The sequence below is a fragment of the Mesorhizobium sp. M0968 genome, assembly GCF_040319065.1.
GTDB lineage: Bacteria > Pseudomonadota > Alphaproteobacteria > Rhizobiales > Rhizobiaceae > Mesorhizobium.
Map to the genome: position 1 here is coordinate 1 of NZ_JAMYNL010000048.1, position 21,733 is coordinate 21,733.

The following is a 21,733-nucleotide window of genomic DNA, read 5'->3' on the forward strand; positions in this document are numbered from 1 at the left end:
ACTACCGTCCGCAGTTCTATTTCCGCACGACGGACGTGACCGGCATCGTGTCGCTGCCGGAAGGCACCGAGATGGTGATGCCGGGTGACAACATCACCGTCGATGTCGAGCTGATCGTGCCGATCGCCATGGAAGAGAAGCTGCGCTTCGCCATCCGCGAAGGCGGCCGCACCGTCGGTGCCGGCATCGTCGTCACCATCACAGAGTAATCGCCGGCGCTGCCGGTTGAGATCGGATGCAAAGGGGCGGTCTTCGGGCCGCCCTTTTGATTCTGATATTCTGGCAATGGATTAACCGCATTGCTTCAAATCCTGTTGCAAGCGCCTCTGCCATAACTAGTATAGGTTGCATCGAGGGGGGCTGCCCAAATGGTTCCATGGCGCCGTTTGCATAGTCAGGCATGGTGGTCGCTAGGGCTGATCTGCCTGGTGTCGTTGCTTGCCATGGGCCACGCTGCCTTCGCAGCGGATGCAAAGAAATCCACGCCGGAAAAATCCGCGCCGGATTTCGGCCCGACGATGCGGTTCGTCGTCGTGCGCAGCAGCGCGCCGGGCTGCGAGCCGACCTGTCCGGAATGGATATCGGCGGAAGGCTCGATAGAAGCCGGCACGCCGGCCCTGTTCAAACGCGCGCTGAAAGCGCTTGGCGGCCGAAAGCTGCCGATCGTCGTCGATTCCCCCGGCGGCAATGTCGAAGCGGCGCTGACACTTGGTCGCCTGATCCGCAAGAACAAGCTCGATATCGCCGTCGGCAAAACCCGCTTCGTCGGCTGTCTGCCAGATGTGAAGAACTGCAAGGAAAACGACGGCAAGAGCGCCCGTTATTTTGGCAATGCTTATGCCGATGGCGCCATCTGCAATTCCGCCTGTCCGTTGATGTTTTCCGGCGGCATCCGGCGCGTGGTAGGCGAATGGGCCTTTCTCGGCGTCCATCAGATCACCACGACCTATATCCGGACGAAATTGCTGTACCGCACCACCTACCGCATGGTGAAGGGCAAGAAGAAGATTCTCAGCACCAAGGTCGTCAGCCGGAAGAACGCCGGCAGCTACAAGACCTATGAGATGAACAAGCCGCTGGAGCGGAAGCTGGCGGCCTATCTGAAGGAGATGGGCGTCGGCCTGGGTGTGCTCGAGACCATGAAAAGCACACCGGCCAGCGGTATCCAGCAATTGGCTCCCTACGACATGCTGCAAATGAATCTCGTCACCAGCCGGGATGCCGTCGACCTGCTGACCGCGCCAACCCTATGCACGTCCGATCCGTTGCCGGCGAGTTGCAGGGAGGTGCCGGCGCCGGCGAATATCACGAAGCCGGCCGGCGAGGTGGTGGCGAAAGCCGAGCCTGCACCCGCAGGGCTCGAAACCCCGCGGCCGAAGGAGGTCGCAGACATGCGCTTCGTTGTGGTTCGCGGCAGCAACCCGCTTTGCAATCCAAACTGCCCGGAATGGATCTCGGCCGAAGGCGCGATTGCGCCTCAGACCCCGCAGAAGCTGCGCCAGTTGCTCGCCATGCTTGGCAACCGACGGCTGCCGGTGGTGGTCAGCTCACAAGGAGGCGACCTGTTCAGTGCACTGGCGGTGGGGCGACTTATCCACGAAAAGAAGCTCGACATCGCCGTCGCCCGCACCGATTTTGTTGGCTGCGACCCGGGAGAGTGGAGTTGCTTGGCTAAAGAGGGCGCCTATGCCGGCCTGACCGTCGATTCGGGAGCGGTATGCGATTCGGCGTGCGCGCTCATGCTTGCCGGCGGCGTCAGACGGTTTGTCGGTCCGCAAGCGCGGCTCGGCATGTACCTGATGGGACAGCAGCAGATAATTAAGCCCTATCTCGAGGACATGGCGATTGGTCCCGGTCTGTTCGCCGCGCTCGAGCAGCGCTCGGTCGAGCGCCAGCTCGAACCCGACCTAATGCTGAAGGTTGGACTGACGACGGGGCCGCAATCGGTGGACGCGCTGACGGGCGCCACCATCTGCAAGTCGTCGCCGAAGCCCGACAACTGCCGCGTTCTGCCGTCCGCCAGCGCCGAGGCAGAGACGCCGGCGAAGCTTTAGCGCAACCTTGCACTGGCCATCGAGGCAGGTTGAGCGGCGCTCGATGTTTCCGCTATCGTCCAGCGCGGTTGAAGACCAGCATGGGAGGGATCGCGAATGAGCCAGGATGTCCATGTTTGAATGGGCAGGCGGCACCGAAGCGCTGAACCGCCTGACCCAAACCTTCTACGACAACGTCTCTCGGGACCCCATCGTCGGGCCGGTGTTCAAGCACATGTCGCCGGACCATCCCGCTCACGTCGCGGCTTTCATCGGCGAAGTTTTTGGTGGACCGAAAACCTACAGCGAAAAGCACGGCGGCCATCGCGAGATGGTGATGCACCATCTCGGCAAGCATCTGACCGAGGAGCAGCGCCGGCGCTGGATCAACCTTCTCGCCGACGCCGCCGACGAGGTCGGGCTGCCTGACGATCCCGAATTCCGCTCGGCTTTCATGGCCTATGTCGAATGGGGATCGCGGCTGGCCAAGATGAACTCCAACAAGGGCCCGACCTGCGATCCCGAGACCGAACCAATGCCGGCCTGGGATTGGGGGGTGCCGGGCGGCCCATACAAGGCGCCTTCGGGAGACTGACCGGGGCGCGAATCGGTCGAAAGCCTGCCGCCAGGACCCGATTTGCGGGAAATGGGTGGCGGTGAATGGTTCGGTCCGCCAGGCTGGAACGGTTTGAGGCCGCCGTGGCTGGCGGGGGCCGCGCTGAAAAACCGGAGGCCTGCGATGGGATCGGACAGCAAAGCAAATTCTGACAGCGACCGCGGATCCCGAAATCCGTTTGGCGTCATGGACGTCCCCACTCCAGACGACGAGGAGGTGTTGGCGTTCGCCGCCGGCGTGAAACTGGAGGGAACTCCAAGCGATGAAAATGCCGAGGCCTGGGGCACCGAAAGCGACCGCGACCGCAACGACACCATCGAAGGCAGCTGGTCCAGCCGATGGAACGGCGGTGCCGATCCCACGATCCCGGGCGATAGCAAGGATAAATGGAAGTCCGGCCGGGGCGAGGTGAAGACGGCGGGAGAGAGGGTTTACCTGCTGTTCGATTGGCATGATGGCGTGCGCAAGGGGCTCATCGATGCGCGGCGCCAGGGTGCGAAAGGGCTGGTTGGAAAATATATCAATCTGACCGACCCGGAGATCGTGCGTCCCTGGGTCGGCTTGATCGTCAGCAATCAACGGATCGACGGGAAATGGCCGGGAGGACGCCTGGACTTTCGAAGATGAAGGCCGGGTAGCGCACGTCGCTCTTTACAGAGCGCGCGGAAGCTTTTAGGAAGCGCCTGCTGCGCCGACATTGCGCATACGGGCATAGCTCAGTTGGTAGAGCGGCGGTCTCCAAAACCGCAGGTCGTAGGTTCGAGCCCTGCTGCCCGTGCCATTCTTTGAATGGATACCTAAAAACGATTCTTTTGCAGTGCGGCCTTTGAAAATCGGCTTGTGACTTGCCATATAGCATAAGTTGCGGCATAAGGGCCGCATAGCCGGGACGGGACGACTGGATGGTTCCGAGGCGGCGTTTGGGCATAAAGCGGACACTTGCCACTTGCGTGGATCAAGAATCGGTTTTATGTAGACGAAACAGACACGCGACGCGTGGAGCTGGGAAGCCGGCTTTACGCGTCTGATTTGCATGGGCGAAATGATTGCGCTGATTCGGCGCGAACGCACGCTCAAGCGGCACGTCCCGGCCAGCGGGATCATCCAGGAGGCCCGGCCAACGGGTCTTGCAGACAGAGCGGCATATGGCTTCGAAAACCACAAATCCCTTCACCTTTCTCCAGCAGGTTCGCGCGGAGACCGCCAAGGTCACTTGGCCGTCGCGGCGCGAAACGATGATCTCGACGGTGATGGTTCTTGTGTTCGCGGTCATCGCGATGATCTTTTTCTTTACCGCAGACGTGGCCATGGGCTTTGCGGTCGAAAAAATCCTCGGCCTCGGACAGTAAGTCCGGCGATTACGGAGAAGTCTTGAAATGACCGCGCGGTGGTACATCGTCCACGCCTACTCGAACTTTGAAAAGAAGGTCGCCGAGGACATCGAGAACAAGGCCAAGCAGAAGGGCCTGTCCGCCGACATCGAGCAGATCGTGGTGCCGACCGAGAAGGTCGTCGAGATCCGCCGCGGCCGCAAGGTCGATGCCGAGCGCAAGTTCTTTCCGGGCTATGTGCTGCTGAAAGCCAATCTGACCGACGCAGTGTTCTCGCTCGTCAAGAACACGCCGAAGGTCACCGGTTTCCTGGGCGACTCCAAGCCGGTGCCGATCACCGAAGCCGAGGCCCAGCGTATCCTGAACCAGGTTCAGGAGGGCGTCGAGCGGCCGAAGCCGTCGGTGACGTTCGAGATCGGCGAAGCGATCCGCGTTTCGGATGGACCATTCGCGTCCTTCAACGGTTTCGTCCAGGAAGTGGACGAGGAGCGGGCGCGGCTCAAGGTGGAAGTTTCGATCTTCGGGCGCGCTGTGCCGGTCGATCTGGAATTCGGACAGGTCGAGAAGGGCTGATCCGAAATCCCTGCACCGGTTTCGGCGGCAGGGAAGGCGGCGCGGAGATCGCGCGGCCAAAAACGGGTGGGAGGCGAATGCGGCTTTAGCCGGCTGCGCGGACCGCACCACCAGACTGCAACCGCCGGCAAGACCGGCATGAGAAAAGGCAGGAAGAGAGATGGCTAAGAAAATTGCAGGCCAGCTCAAGCTCCAGGTTTCCGCGGGATCGGCCACGCCGTCGCCCCCGATCGGCCCGGCGCTTGGTCAGCGTGGCATCAACATCATGGAGTTCTGCAAGGCGTTCAACGCGCAGACCCAGGAAATGGAAAAGGGCTCGCCGGTTCCGGTCGTCATCACCTACTACCAGGACAAGTCGTTCACCTTCGTCATGAAGACGCCACCGGTGAGCTATTTCCTGAAGAAGGCTGCGAACCTGAAGTCGGGCTCGAAGGAGCCGGGCAAGGTCAAGGCCGGCACGATCGGCCGCGACAAGGTGCGCGCCATCGCCGAGCAGAAGATGAAGGATCTGAACGCAAACGACGTCGAGGCGGCCATGCGCATGGTCGAGGGCTCCGCCCGCTCGATGGGTCTGGAAGTGGTGGGCTGAGATCATGGCAAAGATTGCAAAGCGTGTATCGAAGACCCGCGAAGGCATCGATCCCAACAAGGCTTATGCTTTGGGTGAGGCGCTGAAGCTGCTCAAGGATCGCTCCTCGGTGAAGTTCGACGAGACGATCGAAGTCGCGATGAACCTCGGCGTCGACCCGCGCCATGCCGACCAGATGGTCCGCGGCGTGGTCAACCTGCCGAACGGCACCGGCCGCAGCGTTCGCGTCGCCGTCTTCGCGCGTGGCGACAAGGCCGAGGAGGCCAAGGCCGCCGGCGCCGACATCGTCGGAGCCGAGGATCTGGTCGACATCGTCCAGAAGGGCACGATCGACTTCGACCGCTGCATCGCCACGCCGGACATGATGCCGCTGGTCGGCCGTCTCGGCAAGGTGCTCGGTCCGCGCGGCATGATGCCGAACCCGAAGGTCGGCACCGTCACCACCGACGTTACCGCCGCCGTCAAGGCATCGAAGGGCGGCGCCGTCGAGTTCCGCGTCGAGAAGGCCGGTATCGTTCACGCCGGCGTCGGCAAGGTCTCGTTCGACGTCAAGGCGCTGGAAGAAAACGTCCGCGCCTTCGCTGATGCGGTGACCAGGGCAAAGCCGGCTGGTGCCAAGGGCAACTACGTCAAGAAGGTGTCGGTCACCTCGACGATGGGCCCGGGCCTCAAGCTCGACGTCTCGACGCTCGCAGCGTCCTGATACGAACAATTGGATCGGCCGCTAAAACGCTGATCCGTGAAAAAATTCCGGGCCTCCGACCTGTCGGCGGCCCGGTACCGGAAGTCGAAAGGCTTCCGGACATCCTGTCCGAGATTGCAGGCGGCCCCCAAGCCTTAGGTGATGTGGGCCTTAATTCATGCGGGCCTGCATGAGACGGGTGAAGACCGGACAAAGGAGCCACAAGCTCCAATGAAAGGTTCGAACCGTGTTTGCCTTTTGTCTGCGCACCGTCCGGCTGGCCGGCAGGTGTGGCGAAAGGGGGCAGGATCCTCGAGCGTCGTTCGGGAGATCCGTTACTGGATGGCCCGGCCGGCAAAAGGCAACCCGACGCCTGTCCTTCGTAGAGGGCAGGGGTCAACTGGAGATAGGCAGTGGACAGAGCGGAAAAACGCGAACTCGTCACGGGCCTGAATGATGCGTTTTCAAGCGCTGGTTCAGTCGTCGTGGCCCACTACGCCGGTATCACCGTCGCGCAAATGAACGACCTTCGGTCGAAAATGCGCGCCGCCGGTGGCACCGTCAAAGTCGCGAAGAACCGTCTCGCCAAAATCGCTCTTCAGGGCACGGACTCCGCATCGATCATCGAGCTGTTCAAGGGACAGACGCTGATCGCCTATTCGGAGGATCCGATTGCGGCGCCGAAGGTCGCGTCCGATTTCGCCAAGGGAAATGACAAGCTCGTCATTCTCGGCGGCGCAATGGGCACCACCTCGCTCAATGCCGACGGTGTGAAGGCACTCGCCACACTTCCGTCGCTCGATGAGCTGCGCGCCAGGCTGGTTGGCATGATCGCCACGCCGGCAACCCGGATCGCCCAGATCGTCAATGCGCCTGCGGCCTCGGTCGCGCGCGTCATCGGCGCTTACGCCCGGAAGGACGAGGCGGCATGAGGCCGTTCCTCGCTATCACAAACACACGTTCGAACCTTATGAAGGAACATTGCAATGGCTGATCTGGCAAAGATCGTAGACGACCTTTCGAAGCTGACCGTCCTCGAGGCGGCCGAGCTGTCGAAGCTTCTTGAAGAAAAGTGGGGCGTTTCCGCCGCTGCTCCGGTGGCGGTTGCCGCTGCCGGCGGCGCTGCGGCCGCTGCTGCTCCGGTCGAGGAAAAGACGGAATTCGACGTCGTCCTCACCGAGGCAGGCGCTCAGAAGATCAACGTCATCAAGGAAGTTCGCGCCATCACCGGTCTTGGCCTCAAGGAAGCCAAAGACCTGGTCGAGGCGGCTCCGAAGCCGGTCAAGGAAGCCGTTTCCAAGGCCGACGCGGACAAGTTCAAGGCCCAGCTGGAAGCAGCCGGCGCCAAGGTCGAACTGAAGTACGCGTTGAGTACCGGCGGACGGCGTCGCGCCGTCCGCCACTCCTTTCGCGTCGAAGGGAGGCTGCGTAACGCGAAGAGTGCGAAAACCTCTTTCCTGAGGGCCGCAAACCGGCCTTCAGGAAACGGGTTTTCTCCCGTTTCTGGCCCGCCGCCAATTGGCGCCGGGTGAAAAGACAAGAAGCCGCCGACAGGCGGCGGGCAACAAGACAGGGCCGCCAAGGTGGCCCGAGATGCAAGGCGAGCCGCGGCGAGGCTCGTCCCGAGAATTGAGCTAAGGAGCGACGATGGCCCAGACCCAGACTTTCAATGGCCGCAGACGCGTACGCAAGTTTTTCGGAAAGATCCCGGAAGTTGCGGAGATGCCGAACCTGATCGAGGTTCAGAAGGCATCCTATGACCAGTTCCTGATGGTGGAGGAGCCCAAGGGTGGGCGTCCTGACGAGGGACTGCAGGCAGTTTTCAAGTCGGTCTTCCCGATTTCCGATTTTTCCGGCTCCTCGATGCTGGAATTCGTGAAGTATGAGTTCGAGGGACCGAAATTCGACGTTGACGAATGCCGTCAGCGCGACCTGACCTATGCGGCGCCGCTCAAGGTGACGCTGCGCCTCATCGTGTTCGATATCGACGAGGATACCGGCGCCAAGTCGATCAAGGACATCAAGGAGCAGGACGTCTACATGGGCGACATGCCGCTCATGACCTTGAACGGCACCTTCATCGTCAACGGCACCGAGCGCGTCATCGTCTCGCAGATGCACCGTTCGCCGGGCGTCTTCTTCGACCATGACAAGGGCAAGTCGCACTCGTCCGGCAAGCTTCTGTTTGCCGCGCGCGTCATTCCCTATCGCGGTTCGTGGCTCGACATCGAGTTCGATAGCAAGGACGTCGTGCATGCCCGCATCGATCGCCGCCGCAAGATTCCGGTGACGTCGCTGCTGATGGCGCTCGGCATGGACGGCGAAGAGATCCTGTCGACCTTCTACAGCAAGATCACCTACAAGCGCGCCGGCGACCATTGGCGCATCCCGTTCAACGTCGAGCGTTTCCGCGGCCTCAAGGCCGTTGGTGACCTGGTCGACGCCGACACCGGCGAAGTCGTCGTCGAGGCCGGCAAGAAGATCACCGCCCGCCAGGCCAGGGCGCTTGGCGAAAAGGGTCTCAAGGCGATCAAGGCGACCGACGAGGATCTGCTCGGCAACTACCTTGCCGAGGATATTGTCAACTACGGGACCGGCGAGATCTTCCTCGAAGCCGGTGACGAGATCGACGAAAAGACACTGAAAGTGCTGCTTGGCACCGGTGACGATGAGATCAAGGTCCTCGACATCGACCACGTCAACGTCGGCGCCTACATCCGCAACACGCTCAACGTCGACAAGAACGAGAGCCGCCAGGACGCGCTGTTCGACATCTACCGCGTCATGCGCCCCGGCGAGCCGCCGACGCTGGAAACCGCTGAAGCCATGTTCAACTCGCTGTTCTTCGACAGCGAGCGCTATGATCTGTCGGCCGTTGGCCGCGTCAAGATGAACATGCGCCTCGAGCTCAAGGCCGAGGATACCGTGCGCGTGCTGCGCAAGGACGACATCCTGGCCGTGGTCAAGACGCTGGTCGAACTGCGCGACGGCAAGGGCGAGATCGACGACATCGACAATCTCGGCAACCGCCGCGTGCGCTCGGTCGGCGAGCTGATGGAGAACCAGTACCGCGTCGGCCTGCTGCGCATGGAGCGCGCGATCAAGGAACGTATGTCCTCGATCGAGATCGATACGGTGATGCCGCAGGACCTGATCAACGCCAAGCCGGCGGCTGCCGCCGTGCGCGAGTTCTTCGGTTCCTCGCAGCTGTCGCAGTTCATGGATCAGACCAACCCGCTGTCGGAGATCACCCACAAGCGCCGTCTTTCGGCGCTTGGACCGGGCGGTCTGACCCGCGAGCGTGCCGGTTTCGAGGTGCGCGACGTGCACCCGACGCATTACGGCCGCATCTGCCCGATCGAGACGCCGGAAGGACCGAATATCGGCCTGATCAACTCGCTTGCGACCTTCGCGCGCGTCAACAAATACGGCTTCATCGAGAGCCCGTACCGCAAGATCGTCAACGGCAAGCTGACCAATGAAGTCGTTTACCTGTCGGCTATGGAAGAGGCCAAGCACCACGTCGCGCAGGCCAATGCCGAGCTCGACAAGAATGGTCATTTCGTCGACGAATTCGTCATTTGCCGCAACGCCGGCGAAGTGATGATGGCGCCGCGCGAAAACGTCGATCTAATGGACGTGTCGCCGAAGCAGATGGTGTCGGTGGCCGCGGCCCTGATCCCGTTCCTCGAGAACGACGACGCCAACCGTGCGCTGATGGGCTCGAACATGCAGCGTCAGGCCGTGCCGCTGGTGCGCGCCGAAGCGCCGTTCGTCGGCACCGGCATGGAGCCGATCGTCGCCCGTGACTCGGGCGCCGCCATCGGCGCCCGCCGCGGCGGCATCGTCGACCAGGTGGACGCGACGCGTATCGTCATCCGCGCCACGGAAGATCTCGATCCCGGCAAGTCCGGCGTCGACATCTACCGGCTGATGAAGTTCCAGCGTTCGAACCAGAACACCTGCATCAACCAGCGTCCGCTGGTGCGCATGGGCGACCGGGTCAACAAGGGCGACATCATCGCCGACGGCCCGTCGACCGAGCTCGGCGATCTGGCCCTCGGCCGTAACGTGCTGGTCGCGTTCATGCCGTGGAACGGCTACAACTACGAGGATTCCATCCTCCTGTCCGAGCGCATCGTCGCCGACGACGTCTTCACCTCGATCCACATCGAGGAGTTCGAAGTCATGGCCCGCGACACCAAGCTGGGGCCGGAGGAGATCACGCGCGACATTCCCAACGTCTCGGAAGAAGCGCTGAAGAACCTCGATGAGGCCGGCATCGTCTACATCGGTGCGGAAGTGCAGCCGGGCGACATCCTGGTCGGCAAGATCACGCCGAAGGGCGAAAGCCCGATGACGCCAGAAGAAAAGCTGCTGCGCGCCATCTTCGGTGAAAAGGCCTCGGACGTGCGCGACACCTCGATGCGCATGCCTCCGGGAACCTTCGGCACCGTCGTCGAAGTGCGTGTCTTCAACCGCCACGGCGTCGAGAAGGACGAACGCGCCATGGCGATCGAGCGCGAGGAGATCGAACGCCTCGCCAAGGACCGCGACGACGAGCAGGCGATCCTCGACCGCAACGTCTATTCGCGTCTTTCCGACGTTCTCGTCGGCAAGGAAGCGATTGCCGGGCCGAAGGGCTTCAAGAAGGGCTCGAAGCTGTCGAAGGACACGCTCGACGAGTATCCGCGTTCGCAGTGGTGGCAGTTTGCCGTGGAGAACGAAAAGCTCCAGAGCGAACTGGAAGCCCTGCGTGGCCAGTACGACGATTCCAAGAAGGCGCTCGAGCAGCGCTTCATGGACAAGGTCGAGAAGGTGCAGCGCGGCGACGAGATGCCTCCGGGCGTCATGAAGATGGTCAAGGTCTTCGTGGCCGTGAAGCGCAAGATGCAGCCCGGCGACAAGATGGCCGGCCGACACGGCAACAAGGGTGTCGTGTCGCGGATCGTTCCGGTCGAGGACATGCCTTTCCTCGAGGACGGCACGCATGCCGACATCGTGCTCAACCCGCTGGGTGTGCCGTCGCGCATGAATGTCGGCCAGATTCTGGAAACGCACCTGGGCTGGGCCTGCGCCGGAATGGGCAGGAAGATCGGCGATCTGATCGATGCGTACAAGACAGCGGGCGACATCAAGCCGCTGCGCAAGACGCTCGAGAGCTTCATGCCGGCCAACGACCGCAACGAGCCGGTCCGCGAATATGACGACGAGAGCATCGTTCGCCTCAGCGAGCAGATGCGCCGCGGCGTCTCCATCGCGACACCGGTGTTCGACGGCGCGCACGAGGCCGACATCAACATCATGCTGGAGCAGGCGGGCCTGCACACCAGCGGTCAGTCGCAGCTCTATGACGGACGCACCGGCGAGCCGTTCGATCGCAAAGTGACGATGGGCTACATATATATGCTCAAGCTTCACCACCTTGTGGACGACAAGATCCACGCGCGTTCGATCGGTCCGTACTCGCTCGTTACCCAGCAGCCGCTGGGCGGCAAGGCGCAGTTCGGTGGCCAGCGCTTCGGCGAGATGGAGGTCTGGGCGCTCGAAGCGTACGGCGCCGCCTACACGCTGCAGGAGATGCTGACGGTGAAGTCGGATGACGTCGCCGGACGCACCAAGGTCTACGAGGCGATCGTCAGAGGCGACGACACCTTCGAGGCCGGCATTCCCGAGAGCTTCAACGTTCTCGTCAAGGAAATGCGGTCTCTCGGCCTCAATGTCGAGTTGGAGAACACCAAGCTCGACGACAACCCGATCCGGCTGCCCGACGCGGCCGAGTAAGCAAGACGTCCGGCCGCGGTCTTCCTGCGACCGGACGCACCAAATTCTCGGCCGATGGCCGATCAAGTCGGCGGGCGTTTGGCCCGCGCTAGATGCAAGGGGTTTTCGAGGACCCCGAAAAGGAGAACGGCATGAACCAAGAGGTCATGAATCTCTTCAATCCCCAGGCGCCTGCGCAGGTGTTCGATTCCATCCGGATCTCGCTTGCCAGCCCTGAGAAGATTCTGTCCTGGTCGTTCGGCGAGATCAAGAAGCCGGAGACCATCAACTACCGCACCTTCAAGCCGGAGCGTGACGGCCTGTTTTGCGCGCGCATTTTTGGCCCGATCAAGGACTATGAGTGCCTGTGCGGCAAGTACAAGCGCATGAAATACAAGGGCGTCATCTGCGAGAAGTGCGGCGTCGAAGTCACGCTGTCGCGCGTCCGCCGCGAGCGCATGGGCCATATCGAGCTGGCGGCACCGGTCGCCCACATCTGGTTCCTGAAGTCGCTGCCGTCGCGCATCGGCACGCTGCTCGACATGACGCTGAAGGACATCGAGCGGGTCCTCTACTTCGAGAACTACATCGTTACCGAACCCGGCCTCACCGCGCTGAAGGAGCACCAGCTGCTCAGCGAGGAAGAGTACATGATGGCCGTCGACGAGTATGGCGAGGATTCGTTCACCGCCATGATCGGCGCCGAGGCGATCCACGACCTTCTGGCCGGCATGGACCTCGAGAAGATCGCCGGCGACCTGCGTTCTGAGCTGGCTTCGACCACCTCCGAGCTCAAGCAGAAGAAATACCTGAAGCGGCTCAAGGTCGTCGAGAACTTCATGGAATCCGGCAACCGTCCGGAATGGATGATCATGAAGGTGGTTCCGGTGATCCCGCCGGACCTGCGTCCGCTTGTCCCGCTGGACGGCGGCCGTTTCGCCACGTCGGATCTGAACGACCTCTATCGCCGCGTCATCAACCGCAACAACCGCTTGAAGCGGCTGATCGAGCTGCGCGCGCCCGGCATCATCGTGCGCAATGAAAAGCGCATGCTGCAGGAAGCCGTCGATGCGCTGTTCGACAACGGCCGCCGCGGCCGCGTCATCACCGGCGCCAACAAGCGTCCGCTGAAGTCGCTGTCCGACATGCTGAAGGGCAAGCAGGGCCGCTTCCGCCAGAACCTGCTCGGCAAGCGCGTCGACTATTCCGGCCGCTCGGTCATCGTTACCGGTCCGGAGCTCAAGCTCCACCAGTGCGGCCTGCCGAAGAAGATGGCGCTCGAACTGTTCAAGCCCTTCATCTACGCCCGTCTCGACGCCAAGGGCTACTCCTCGACCGTCAAGCAGGCGAAGAAGCTGGTCGAGAAGGAGCGTCCGGAGGTCTGGGATATCCTCGACGAGGTCATCCGCGAGCATCCGGTGCTGCTGAACCGCGCACCGACGCTGCACCGCCTCGGTATCCAGGCGTTCGAGCCGATCCTGATCGAAGGCAAGGCGATCCAGCTTCACCCGCTGGTCTGCACGGCCTTCAACGCCGATTTCGACGGCGACCAGATGGCGGTCCACGTGCCGCTGTCGCTGGAAGCGCAGCTCGAAGCCCGCGTGCTGATGATGTCGACCAACAACATCCTGCACCCGGCTTCCGGTGCGCCGATCATCGTGCCGTCGCAGGACATGGTTCTCGGTCTCTACTATCTCTCGATCGTCAATCAGAACGAGCCGGGCGAGGGCATGGTGTTTGCCGACATGGGCGAACTCCAGCACGCGCTCGAGACCAAGGCAGTCACGCTGCATGCCAAGATCAAGGGGCGCTTCCGCACGGTCGACGCCGACGGCAAGGTCGTGTCGAAGATCTACGACACCACGCCTGGCCGCATGATCATCGGCGAGCTGCTGCCGAAGAACCACAACGTGCCCTACGAGACCGCCAACCAGGAGATGACCAAGAAGAACATCTCCAAGATGATCGACACCGTCTACCGCCATTGCGGTCAGAAGGAGACGGTCATTTTCTGCGATCGCATCATGGCTCTCGGCTTCAGCCACGCCTGCCGTGCCGGCATTTCGTTCGGCAAGGACGACATGCTGATCCCGGACGCCAAGATCAAGCTGGTCTCCGACACCGAGGCTTTGGCCAAGGAGTACGAGCAGCAGTACAATGACGGTCTGATCACCCAGGGCGAGAAGTACAACAAGGTCGTCGACGCCTGGGCCAAGTGCTCGGAAAAGGTCGCCGACGAAATGATGGCCCGCATCAAGGCGGTCGAGTTTGAGGACAACGGCCGTCAGAAGCCGATGAACTCGATCTACATGATGTCGCACTCCGGTGCGCGCGGCTCGCCCACCCAGATGCGCCAGCTCGCCGGCATGCGCGGCCTGATGGCCAAGCCTAGCGGGGAAATCATCGAGACGCCGATCATCTCGAACTTCAAGGAAGGCCTCACCGTTCTCGAGTACTTCAACTCGACTCACGGCGCCCGCAAGGGTCTGGCCGACACCGCCTTGAAGACGGCGAACTCGGGTTACCTGACGCGTCGTCTCGTCGACGTGGCGCAGGACTGCATCGTCAACTCGCTCGACTGCGGCACCGACAAGGGCCTCACCATGCAGCCGATCGTCGATGCCGGTCAGGTCGTCGCTTCGGTTGGCCAGCGCGTTCTCGGCCGCACCTCGCTCGACGACATCACCCATCCGGTCACCGGCGAGGTTCTGGTCAAGGCCGGAACGCTGATGGACGAGCGTGACGTGGAACTGATCGAAAAGGCCGGCGTGCAGTCGGTTCGCATCCGTTCGGCGCTGACCTGCGAGGTCAGGGTCGGCGTCTGCGCGGTCTGCTACGGACGCGATCTGGCCCGCGGCACTCCCGTCAACCAGGGCGAGGCTGTCGGCGTCATCGCGGCGCAGTCGATCGGCGAGCCGGGCACCCAGCTCACCATGCGTACCTTCCACATGGGCGGCACGGCGCAGGTGGTGGATTCCTCGTTCCTTGAAGCCTCCTATGAGGGCAAGGTCGAGATCCGCAACCGCAACGTGGTGCGCAACTCCGACGGCCAGCTGATGGTCATGGGCCGCAACATGGCGGTGCTGATCCTCGACGAAGCCGGCAAGGAACGCGCCACGCACCGCGTCACCTACGGTTCGCGCATCTTCGTCGACGATGGCGACAAGGTGAAACGCGGCCAGCGTATCGCCGAGTGGGATCCTTATACCCGCCCGATCCTCACCGAAATCGAGGGCAGGGTGGCATTCGAGGATCTGGTCGATGGCATTTCCGTTCAGGAAACCGCCGACGAATCGACCGGCATCACCAAGCGCGAGGTCATCGACTGGCGTTCGACGCCACGCGGCAACGACCTCAAGCCGGCGATCGTCGTCCAGGATGCCAAGGGCAAGGTCGGCAAGCTGTCGAAGGGCGGCGACGCCCGCTTCCTGCTCTCGGTCGAGGCCATTCTTTCGGTCGAGCCGGGCGCACAGGTTCGCCCCGGCGACGTGCTGGCGCGTATCCCGATGGAAAGCGCCAAGACCAAGGACATCACCGGCGGTCTGCCGCGTGTTGCCGAACTGTTCGAGGCACGCCGTCCGAAGGATCACGCCATCATCGCCGAGATCGATGGCACGATCCGCTTCGGCCGCGACTACAAGAATAAGCGCCGTATCATCATCGAGCCGCATGACTCGACGCTTGAGCCGGTCGAATACCTGATCCCGAAGGGCAAGCCGTTCCATCTCCAGGACGGCGACGTCATCGAGAAGGGCGACTACATCCTCGACGGCAATCCGGCGCCGCACGACATCCTGGCGATCAAGGGCGTGGAGGCGCTTGCCTCCTACCTCGTCAACGAAATCCAGGAGGTCTACCGACTGCAGGGCGTGTCGATCAACGACAAGCACATCGAGGTGATCGTTCGCCAGATGCTGCAGAAGGTCGAGATCACCACGCAGGGCGATTCGACCTACATTCCGGGCGACCACGTCGACGTGATCGAGTTGGAAGAGGTCAATGAGCGCCTGGTCGAGGAAGGCAAGAAGCCGGCCGAAGGTCAGCCGGTGCTGCTCGGCATCACCAAGGCCTCGCTGCAGACGCCGTCCTTCATCTCCGCCGCTTCCTTCCAGGAGACGACGAGGGTGCTGACCGAAGCTGCGGTTGCCGGCAAGACCGACATGCTGCAGGGGCTGAAGGAAAACGTCATCGTCGGCCGGCTGATCCCGGCCGGTACCGGCGGTACGATGAGCCAGATCCGGCGCATCGCCACCTCGCGCGACGAGTTGATCATCGACGAGCGCCGCAAGGCGTCCGGCGTCGAGGTCGCCGAGCCGATGCTGACCGACATGGTTAACGCCGCGCAGTAAGCGCGCAAGCAAGAGAAGATAGAAAAGGGGCCTAAGTGGCCCCTTTTCGCATTTTGGTTCCTCATTCGGATGGGAGAAGAAACGATGAGCAGGAAGATTTGGGCTTCTGTCGACGACTACATTGTCGAAGCTCTTTTCGAGGCGGATCCCGCTCTTGATGCCGTTCTGGCGGCCAACCATGATCAGGGCCTGCCGCCTATCGACGTTTCCCCGGCACAAGGCAAGCTGCTCTCACTTCTTGCGCGAATGCAGGGAGCGAGGAAGGTACTCGAAATCGGCACATTGGGCGGTTATTCGACAATCTGGATGGCGCGAGCATTGCCGATGGACGGCAAGGTCGTGACGCTCGAGCTTGATCCGCACCACGCCAGTGTCGCGCGGTCGAACTTTGAACGGGCAGGGGTGTCTGACCGTGTGGAACTGCGGGTCGGACCGGCGCTTCAATCGCTTGCGGCCTTAGGCGCCGAGAATGCCGGGCCGTTCGACTTCATCTTCATCGACGCCGACAAGCCGAACAACCCGCACTATCTGTCCTTGGCCATGCGTCTTTCGAGGCCGGGGACCGTCATCGTCTGCGACAATGTCATCCGTGACGGCGCGGTGGTGAATGAAGATGGTCGCGACGCCAATGTCGAAGGGGCACGCGCGGCGTTCTCGTTCATCGGCAGCGACAAGCGTCTGGAAGGCACCGCGATCCAGACTGTTGGCGCTAAGGGCTATGACGGCTTTGCAATAGCGATCGTCAATTGATTTTGTGCGGTGCGCCGACCAGACCTGCGATCCGGCCGGCGCCTACTCGTCAATCGAAAAAAGCTTCCACCACATTGCGCTTGCCGAGCATGAAGGCGTCGGCGACGTGCTGCAGGGGCGCGAGATCGACGTCGGAGGTGCCGGCGCGTACGATATCGGCGAAGCGCTTGTAGAGCATCGGATATTCGGCTTCCGGCTCCTCGTGAACGACGCGGCCATCGATGGCAAGCTTTGAGCCGCCGCCAGAAAGCACCATCGATCCTGCCTCGGTATCGGCCAGGATGTCCCAGCTTTGCGGGCCGGTCTGACGCCAATCGAGTTCCATCGTCACCGGCAGACCGTTCGACGTACGGAAGGCGATATGGGCGGCGATGGGGGCCGCGCGGTTTTCGGGGAAATCGAGTTCTGCCGAGCTGATGAACATCGGCGGCAGGATGTGGGTAGCGATCGACAGCGCGTTGATGCCGGGATCGAACACGCCAAAGCCGCCGGGAGCCCAGATCCATTCCTGATTCGGATGCCAGCGGCGCACGTCTTCTTTCCAATTGATGGCGGCCGACCTGATCGTTGTCGATCCAAGGAATGCGCGCGCAGCTTCGACAGCCGGCGCATAGCGTGAATGCCAGCTGGCGAACAGGCAGACGCCGTTCGCTGTCGCCAGCGCCTTCAGGTCTTCGACCTCGCTGACCGTGGCGCCGGGCGGCTTTTCCAGGAAAACATGCTTTTTCGCCGCCAGCGCCAAGCGCGCGGCGTCGTAACGAAACTGCGGCGGCATGCACAGCGACACCGCCTCGAGCTCCGGCGTTGCGTCGAGCATCGCCTCGATCATCGGGAAGTTCGGGATGTCCTCGACTTTGCCATGGCGGCTGGCTGCAGCAACCAGGCGATAATCTTGGTCCTTCGCCAGCGCCGGCAGATGCTGGTCACGGACGATCTTCCCCACGCCGACGATGCCGAGCTTGATGGGATTAGAGGACATGGGAGCTCCGCAGGTTGAGTGTGCTTGGTTTTGCCAGAGGTCGCTTCTTAGCAGAGAACTTGTGCCGGGCAAGTCGCCGGGCTTTGTCGCCGGCCCGTGAGATCGACCGCGATTCAGATCTCTTCAGATCGGCACATCGAACGTCACGATCGACACTTCGCCTTCGAGCGCGCCCTGATAGGCGGACAGATGCGGCTCCTCGTCCGGCACGCCGTCCAGGTCGCCGATCTGATCGAGCTCTGCCTCGGCATAACCTTCGGCGGCAAGCGATTCGAGAGCGCGGCGCACCGCCGAATCGTCGTCCGGTGCGACCAGCATCACATGCACGCCTTCCGGCTTGCCACCTTTGCGCTTCCACACCCGGCCGGTAATAATGGTGACCGGGCGCTCCTCATTGTCATTCACGGGTTCGTACCTCCGGGCGAGGGGGTTTGGGCTGCTCATGCCGCCTTTTCGCACGAAGCACGGCCTGGAAACAGCCGCAAGCCGGTCACTTTCTGGCTTCCTCTTGAAAAACGGCGCAAGAAAATTACATGCGCTTTTCGCATGGCTGCCACGCCTCGGGTTCAGCGCAATATTTGCCGCTCCGGGGTTGACGGACAGTGGCCATACGAGTAGAAGCCGCCCAGTCAGAACCGATGTGAGGCTCTTGCTTCCGAAGCGACACGCTTTGGAGTTTGCCTCAAACAGGGTTCGTTTTACGAGCGAAAAGACATTTCCGGCGTGCACGAAGCGGCTTCCGCTTCCTCTGCCATTTGTTCGGGCAAGACCGCGAGGCGCGGTTTGTGGCCCGAATTTGCGTATGGAAGTGACGCTTTGAGCGGCCCTGACCGGGCGAGATACGGAATTGAGAGACAAGAGGGTTTAATGCCTACCGTCAACCAGCTGATCCGCAAGCCGCGCATTGCGCCGGTGAAGCGCAACAAGGTCCCGGCCATGCAGCAGAACCCGCAGAAGCGGGGCGTCTGCACGCGCGTCTACACCACGACGCCGAAGAAGCCGAACTCGGCGCTGCGCAAGGTGGCCAAGATCCGCCTGACCAATGGTTTTGAAGTGATCGGTTACATCCCCGGCGAAGGCCACAACCTTCAGGAGCACTCGGTGGTGATGATCCGCGGCGGTCGCGTCAAGGATCTTCCGGGCGTCCGTTACCACATCATCCGCGGCGTGCTCGACACGCAAGGCGTGAAGAACCGCAAGCAGCGCCGTTCGAAATACGGCGCCAAGCGTCCGAAGTGACCGAAGCGTAGCCAAGGTCGTTCCGGGCGGCGTCAAGCGACGATCCGGGATCCAGGCCACCGCGTAGAATTGAGGCAGAGAAAAAATGTCCCGTCGTCACAGTGCAGAAAAGCGTGAGATCAATCCGGACCCCAAGTTCGGCGATCTGATCGTCACCAAGTTCATGAACGCCGTCATGTATGACGGCAAGAAGTCGGTTGCCGAGACCATCGTCTACGGCGCGCTCGACCAGGTTCAGTCCAAGACCAAGCAGGAGCCGGTCACCGTCTTCCATCAGGCGCTCGACAATGTCGCGCCGCATGTGGAAGTGCGTTCGCGCCGCGTCGGCGGCGCCACCTACCAGGTTCCAGTCGATGTGCGCCCCGAGCGCCGTCAGGCATTGGCCATCCGCTGGTTGATCGCCGCCGCCCGCAACCGCAACGAGACCACTATGGTCGACCGCCTCTCCGGCGAGCTGATGGACGCGGCCAACAACCGCGGCACCGCCGTCAAGAAGCGTGAAGACACCCACAAGATGGCAGAAGCCAACCGCGCTTTCGCGCACTACCGCTGGTAAAGCGCGAACGAGACTGAAGAGGCACCTCCCATGGCCCGCGAATATAAAATCGAAGACTACCGCAATTTCGGTATCATGGCGCACATCGACGCCGGCAAGACGACGACCACCGAGCGCGTCCTCTATTACACGGGCAAGTCGCACAAGATCGGCGAAGTCCACGACGGCGCTGCCACCATGGATTGGATGGAGCAGGAGCAGGAGCGCGGCATCACCATCACGTCGGCCGCGACCACGACCTTCTGGAAGGGTCGCGACGGCAAGATGCACCGCTTCAACATCATCGACACCCCCGGCCACGTCGACTTCACCATTGAAGTCGAGCGTTCGCTGCGCGTGCTCGACGGCGCCATTGCGCTGCTCGATGCCAATGCCGGTGTCGAGCCGCAGACGGAGACCGTCTGGCGCCAGGCCGACAAGTATCGCGTGCCGCGCATGATCTTCTGCAACAAAATGGACAAGATCGGCGCCGACTTCTACCGCTCGGTCGAGATGATCGGATCGCGCCTCGGTGCGCATGCCGTCGTCATGCAGCTGCCGATCGGCGCCGAGACCGAGTTCAAGGGTGTCGTCGACCTCGTCGAGATGAACGCGCTGGTCTGGCGCGACGAGACGCTGGGCGCTGCCTGGGACATCGTCGAGATCCCTGCCGACCTCAAGGCTCGTGCCGAAGAATACCGCGAGAAGATGATCGAGGCCGCCGTCGAAATGGACGAGACGGCGCTCGAGAATTACCTCGAAGGCAAGATGCCGAGCAACGACGAGATCCGTGCGCTCATCCGCAAGGGCACGATCGCGGTGAAGTTCTATCCGATGTTCTGCGGCTCGGCCTTCAAGAACAAGGGCGTGCAGCCTCTGCTCGACGCCGTCGTCGAATATCTGCCGTCGCCGGCCGATGTCCCGGCCATCAAGGGCGTCGACGCCAAGACCGACGCCGAGATCGAGCGTCATGCCGACGACAACGAACCGCTGTCGATGCTTGCCTTCAAGATCATGAACGACCCGTTCGTCGGTTCGCTCACCTTTGCCCGCATCTATTCGGGCAAGCTCACCAAGGGCATCTCGGTCGACAACACCGTGAAGGGCAAGAAAGAGCGCATCGGCCGCATGTTGCAGATGCATGCGAATTCGCGCGCCGACGTCGAAGAGGCGTTTGCCGGCGACATCGTCGCCCTCGCTGGTCTCAAGGACACCACCACCGGCGACACGCTCAGTGATCCGCTGCATCCGGTCATCCTCGAGCGCATGGAATTCCCCGATCCGGTCATCCAGATCGCCATCGAGCCGAAGACCAAGAACGACCAGGAAAAGATGGGTCTCGCCCTTCACCGCCTGGCCGCCGAGGATCCGTCCTTCCGCGTCAAGACCGACGAGGAATCGGGCCAGACGATCATTTCCGGCATGGGCGAGCTTCACCTCGACATCATCGTCGACCGCATGCGCCGCGAGTTCAAGGTCGAGGCCAATGTCGGCGCGCCGCAGGTGGCCTACCGCGAGACGATCACCCGCAAGCACGAGCAGGACTACACGCACAAGAAGCAGACCGGCGGTACCGGCCAGTTCGCCCGCGTCAAGATCCTGTTCGAGCCGAATCCGGAAAGCAGCGAATTCGAGTTCGAAACCAAGATCGTCGGCGGCGCTGTGCCGAAGGAATACATCCCCGGTGTCGAAAAGGGCATCAACAGCGTCATGACCTCGGGCCCGTTCGCCGGCTTCCCGATGATCGGCGTCAAGGCGACGCTGATCGATGGCGCCTACCACGACGTGGACTCGTCGGTTCTGGCCTTCGAAATCGCCGGCCGCGCCTGCTTCCGTGAAGCAGCCCCCAAGCTTGGCGTGCAGTTGCTCGAGCCGATCATGAAGGTCGAAGTGGTGACGCCGGAAGATTACGTCGGCAGCGTTATCGGCGACCTGAACGGCCGTCGCGGCCAGATCCAGGGCCAGGAAGCCCGTGGCGTGGCTGTGGTCATCAACGCGATGGTGCCGCTCGCCAACATGTTCAAATACGTGGACAACCTTCGCTCGATGAGCCAGGGCCGCGCGGCCTACACGATGCAGTTCGACCACTACGAGCCGGTCCCGACCGCGGTCGCCCAGGAAGTCCAGAAGAAATACGCGTAACTCGAAACGAGTTGCATCAGTAACTTAATTCAAGGCCCGCACGGGCTGGCAGGAATGGAGAGATCACATGGCAAAAGGTAAATTCGAGCGCACTAAGCCTCATGTGAACATTGGCACGATTGGTCACGTCGATCATGGCAAGACGTCGCTGA

17 protein-coding genes, 1 tRNA gene and 2 pseudogenes are annotated in these 21,733 nt (G+C 62.1%); 18 read left to right on the forward strand and 2 right to left on the reverse strand.

All coding sequences use genetic code 11. The annotated features are described in order from the left end of the window. The 14 genes and pseudogenes from NKH67_RS32540 to NKH67_RS32605 all read left to right on the forward strand — a co-directional run. A partial coding sequence (locus NKH67_RS32540) for an EF-Tu C-terminal domain-related protein (protein ID WP_502893841.1) occupies nucleotides 1–209 on the forward strand: 209 nt, incomplete at its 5' end. 159 nt (nucleotides 210–368) lie between these two features. Next, complete coding sequence (locus tag NKH67_RS32545; RefSeq protein WP_352503817.1) at nucleotides 369–2,054, forward strand: COG3904 family protein; 1,686 nt, start codon at nucleotides 369–371, stop codon at nucleotides 2,052–2,054. A gap of 106 nt (nucleotides 2,055–2,160) precedes the next feature. Beyond that, nucleotides 2,161–2,628, forward strand: a complete 468-nt coding sequence (locus NKH67_RS32550; protein WP_353032851.1) for a group II truncated hemoglobin — start codon at nucleotides 2,161–2,163, stop codon at nucleotides 2,626–2,628. Between the two features lie 144 nt (nucleotides 2,629–2,772). Continuing rightward, complete coding sequence (locus NKH67_RS32555; RefSeq protein ID WP_352474777.1) at nucleotides 2,773–3,276, forward strand: hypothetical protein; 504 nt, start codon at nucleotides 2,773–2,775, stop codon at nucleotides 3,274–3,276. Nucleotides 3,277–3,354: 78 nt separating this feature from the next. Further along, nucleotides 3,355–3,430: transfer RNA gene (locus NKH67_RS32560), tRNA-Trp, on the forward strand. Between the two features lie 364 nt (nucleotides 3,431–3,794). Then, a complete protein-coding gene (secE, locus tag NKH67_RS32565) occupies nucleotides 3,795–3,998 on the forward strand; it encodes a preprotein translocase subunit SecE (protein WP_023680439.1) in 204 nt (67 codons plus the stop codon). A gap of 27 nt (nucleotides 3,999–4,025) precedes the next feature. Beyond that, nucleotides 4,026–4,553 (forward strand): transcription termination/antitermination protein NusG, encoded by a 528-nt coding sequence (gene nusG, locus NKH67_RS32570; RefSeq protein WP_006333333.1) that lies wholly within the window; start codon nucleotides 4,026–4,028, stop codon nucleotides 4,551–4,553. A 160-nt stretch (nucleotides 4,554–4,713) separates the two neighbouring features. Further along, nucleotides 4,714–5,142 carry a 50S ribosomal protein L11 gene (gene rplK / locus NKH67_RS32575; RefSeq protein WP_023680440.1) on the forward strand — a complete coding sequence of 143 codons (429 nt, stop codon included), beginning with the start codon at nucleotides 4,714–4,716 and terminating at the stop codon, nucleotides 5,140–5,142. Nucleotides 5,143–5,146: 4 nt separating this feature from the next. Further along, a complete protein-coding gene (rplA, locus tag NKH67_RS32580; RefSeq protein WP_023680441.1) occupies nucleotides 5,147–5,845 on the forward strand; it encodes a 50S ribosomal protein L1 in 699 nt (232 codons plus the stop codon). A 392-nt stretch (nucleotides 5,846–6,237) separates the two neighbouring features. Continuing rightward, nucleotides 6,238–6,756 (forward strand): 50S ribosomal protein L10, encoded by a 519-nt coding sequence (gene rplJ / locus NKH67_RS32585; protein WP_008875657.1) that lies wholly within the window; start codon nucleotides 6,238–6,240, stop codon nucleotides 6,754–6,756. A gap of 54 nt (nucleotides 6,757–6,810) precedes the next feature. Then, a pseudogene (gene rplL, locus NKH67_RS32590) lies at nucleotides 6,811–7,185 on the forward strand (50S ribosomal protein L7/L12); the annotation flags it as partial. Nucleotides 7,186–7,471: 286 nt separating this feature from the next. Beyond that, nucleotides 7,472–11,608 carry a DNA-directed RNA polymerase subunit beta gene (gene rpoB / locus NKH67_RS32595; RefSeq protein WP_352503815.1) on the forward strand — a complete coding sequence of 1,379 codons (4,137 nt, stop codon included), beginning with the start codon at nucleotides 7,472–7,474 and terminating at the stop codon, nucleotides 11,606–11,608. Nucleotides 11,609–11,739: 131 nt separating this feature from the next. Next, nucleotides 11,740–15,936, forward strand: coding sequence for a DNA-directed RNA polymerase subunit beta' (rpoC, locus tag NKH67_RS32600; protein ID WP_023680444.1), 4,197 nt, complete (start codon nucleotides 11,740–11,742; stop codon nucleotides 15,934–15,936). An 84-nt stretch (nucleotides 15,937–16,020) separates the two neighbouring features. Then, nucleotides 16,021–16,686, forward strand: coding sequence for an O-methyltransferase (locus tag NKH67_RS32605; protein ID WP_352503813.1), 666 nt, complete (start codon nucleotides 16,021–16,023; stop codon nucleotides 16,684–16,686). A 49-nt stretch (nucleotides 16,687–16,735) separates the two neighbouring features. Here NKH67_RS32605 and NKH67_RS32610 read toward each other — a convergent pair whose 3' ends face one another. Both NKH67_RS32610 and NKH67_RS32615 read right to left on the reverse strand, forming a co-directional pair. Next, a complete protein-coding gene (locus NKH67_RS32610; RefSeq protein WP_353032854.1) occupies nucleotides 16,736–17,665 on the reverse strand; it encodes a Gfo/Idh/MocA family protein in 930 nt (309 codons plus the stop codon). 123 nt (nucleotides 17,666–17,788) lie between these two features. Then, nucleotides 17,789–18,070 (reverse strand): transcriptional regulator, encoded by a 282-nt coding sequence (locus NKH67_RS32615; RefSeq protein ID WP_254817147.1) that lies wholly within the window; start codon nucleotides 18,068–18,070, stop codon nucleotides 17,789–17,791. Between the two features lie 462 nt (nucleotides 18,071–18,532). Between NKH67_RS32615 and rpsL the strand changes: the two genes are divergently transcribed. The 4 genes and pseudogenes from rpsL to NKH67_RS32635 form a co-directional block, all read left to right on the forward strand. Next, entirely contained in the window at nucleotides 18,533–18,904 is a 372-nt protein-coding gene (gene rpsL / locus NKH67_RS32620; RefSeq protein WP_006333356.1) for a 30S ribosomal protein S12, read from the forward strand. 85 nt (nucleotides 18,905–18,989) lie between these two features. Beyond that, nucleotides 18,990–19,460 carry a 30S ribosomal protein S7 gene (gene rpsG, locus NKH67_RS32625; protein WP_008875664.1) on the forward strand — a complete coding sequence of 157 codons (471 nt, stop codon included), beginning with the start codon at nucleotides 18,990–18,992 and terminating at the stop codon, nucleotides 19,458–19,460. Between the two features lie 30 nt (nucleotides 19,461–19,490). After that, nucleotides 19,491–21,581, forward strand: a complete 2,091-nt coding sequence (gene fusA / locus NKH67_RS32630; protein WP_023680448.1) for an elongation factor G — start codon at nucleotides 19,491–19,493, stop codon at nucleotides 21,579–21,581. 67 nt (nucleotides 21,582–21,648) lie between these two features. Next, a pseudogene (locus NKH67_RS32635) lies at nucleotides 21,649–21,733 on the forward strand (GTP-binding protein); the annotation flags it as partial.

Bases quoted from the DNA above. Each gene is read 5' to 3' on its own strand.
- NKH67_RS32545 (WP_352503817.1), top strand. From the start codon at position 369: ATGGTTCCATGGCGCCGTTTGCATAGTCAGGCATGGTGGTCGCTAGGG.
- NKH67_RS32550 (WP_353032851.1), top strand. From the start codon at position 2,161: ATGTCCATGTTTGAATGGGCAGGCGGCACCGAAGCGCTGAACCGCCTG.
- NKH67_RS32555 (WP_352474777.1), top strand. From the start codon at position 2,773: ATGGGATCGGACAGCAAAGCAAATTCTGACAGCGACCGCGGATCCCGA.
- secE (WP_023680439.1), top strand. From the start codon at position 3,795: ATGGCTTCGAAAACCACAAATCCCTTCACCTTTCTCCAGCAGGTTCGC.
- nusG (WP_006333333.1), top strand. From the start codon at position 4,026: ATGACCGCGCGGTGGTACATCGTCCACGCCTACTCGAACTTTGAAAAG.
- rplK (WP_023680440.1), top strand. From the start codon at position 4,714: ATGGCTAAGAAAATTGCAGGCCAGCTCAAGCTCCAGGTTTCCGCGGGA.
- rplA (WP_023680441.1), top strand. From the start codon at position 5,147: ATGGCAAAGATTGCAAAGCGTGTATCGAAGACCCGCGAAGGCATCGAT.
- rpoB (WP_352503815.1), top strand. From the start codon at position 7,472: ATGGCCCAGACCCAGACTTTCAATGGCCGCAGACGCGTACGCAAGTTT.
- rpoC (WP_023680444.1), top strand. From the start codon at position 11,740: ATGAACCAAGAGGTCATGAATCTCTTCAATCCCCAGGCGCCTGCGCAG.
- NKH67_RS32605 (WP_352503813.1), top strand. From the start codon at position 16,021: ATGAGCAGGAAGATTTGGGCTTCTGTCGACGACTACATTGTCGAAGCT.
- NKH67_RS32610 (WP_353032854.1), bottom strand. From the start codon at position 17,665: ATGTCCTCTAATCCCATCAAGCTCGGCATCGTCGGCGTGGGGAAGATC.
- rpsL (WP_006333356.1), top strand. From the start codon at position 18,533: ATGCCTACCGTCAACCAGCTGATCCGCAAGCCGCGCATTGCGCCGGTG.
- rpsG (WP_008875664.1), top strand. From the start codon at position 18,990: ATGTCCCGTCGTCACAGTGCAGAAAAGCGTGAGATCAATCCGGACCCC.
- fusA (WP_023680448.1), top strand. From the start codon at position 19,491: ATGGCCCGCGAATATAAAATCGAAGACTACCGCAATTTCGGTATCATG.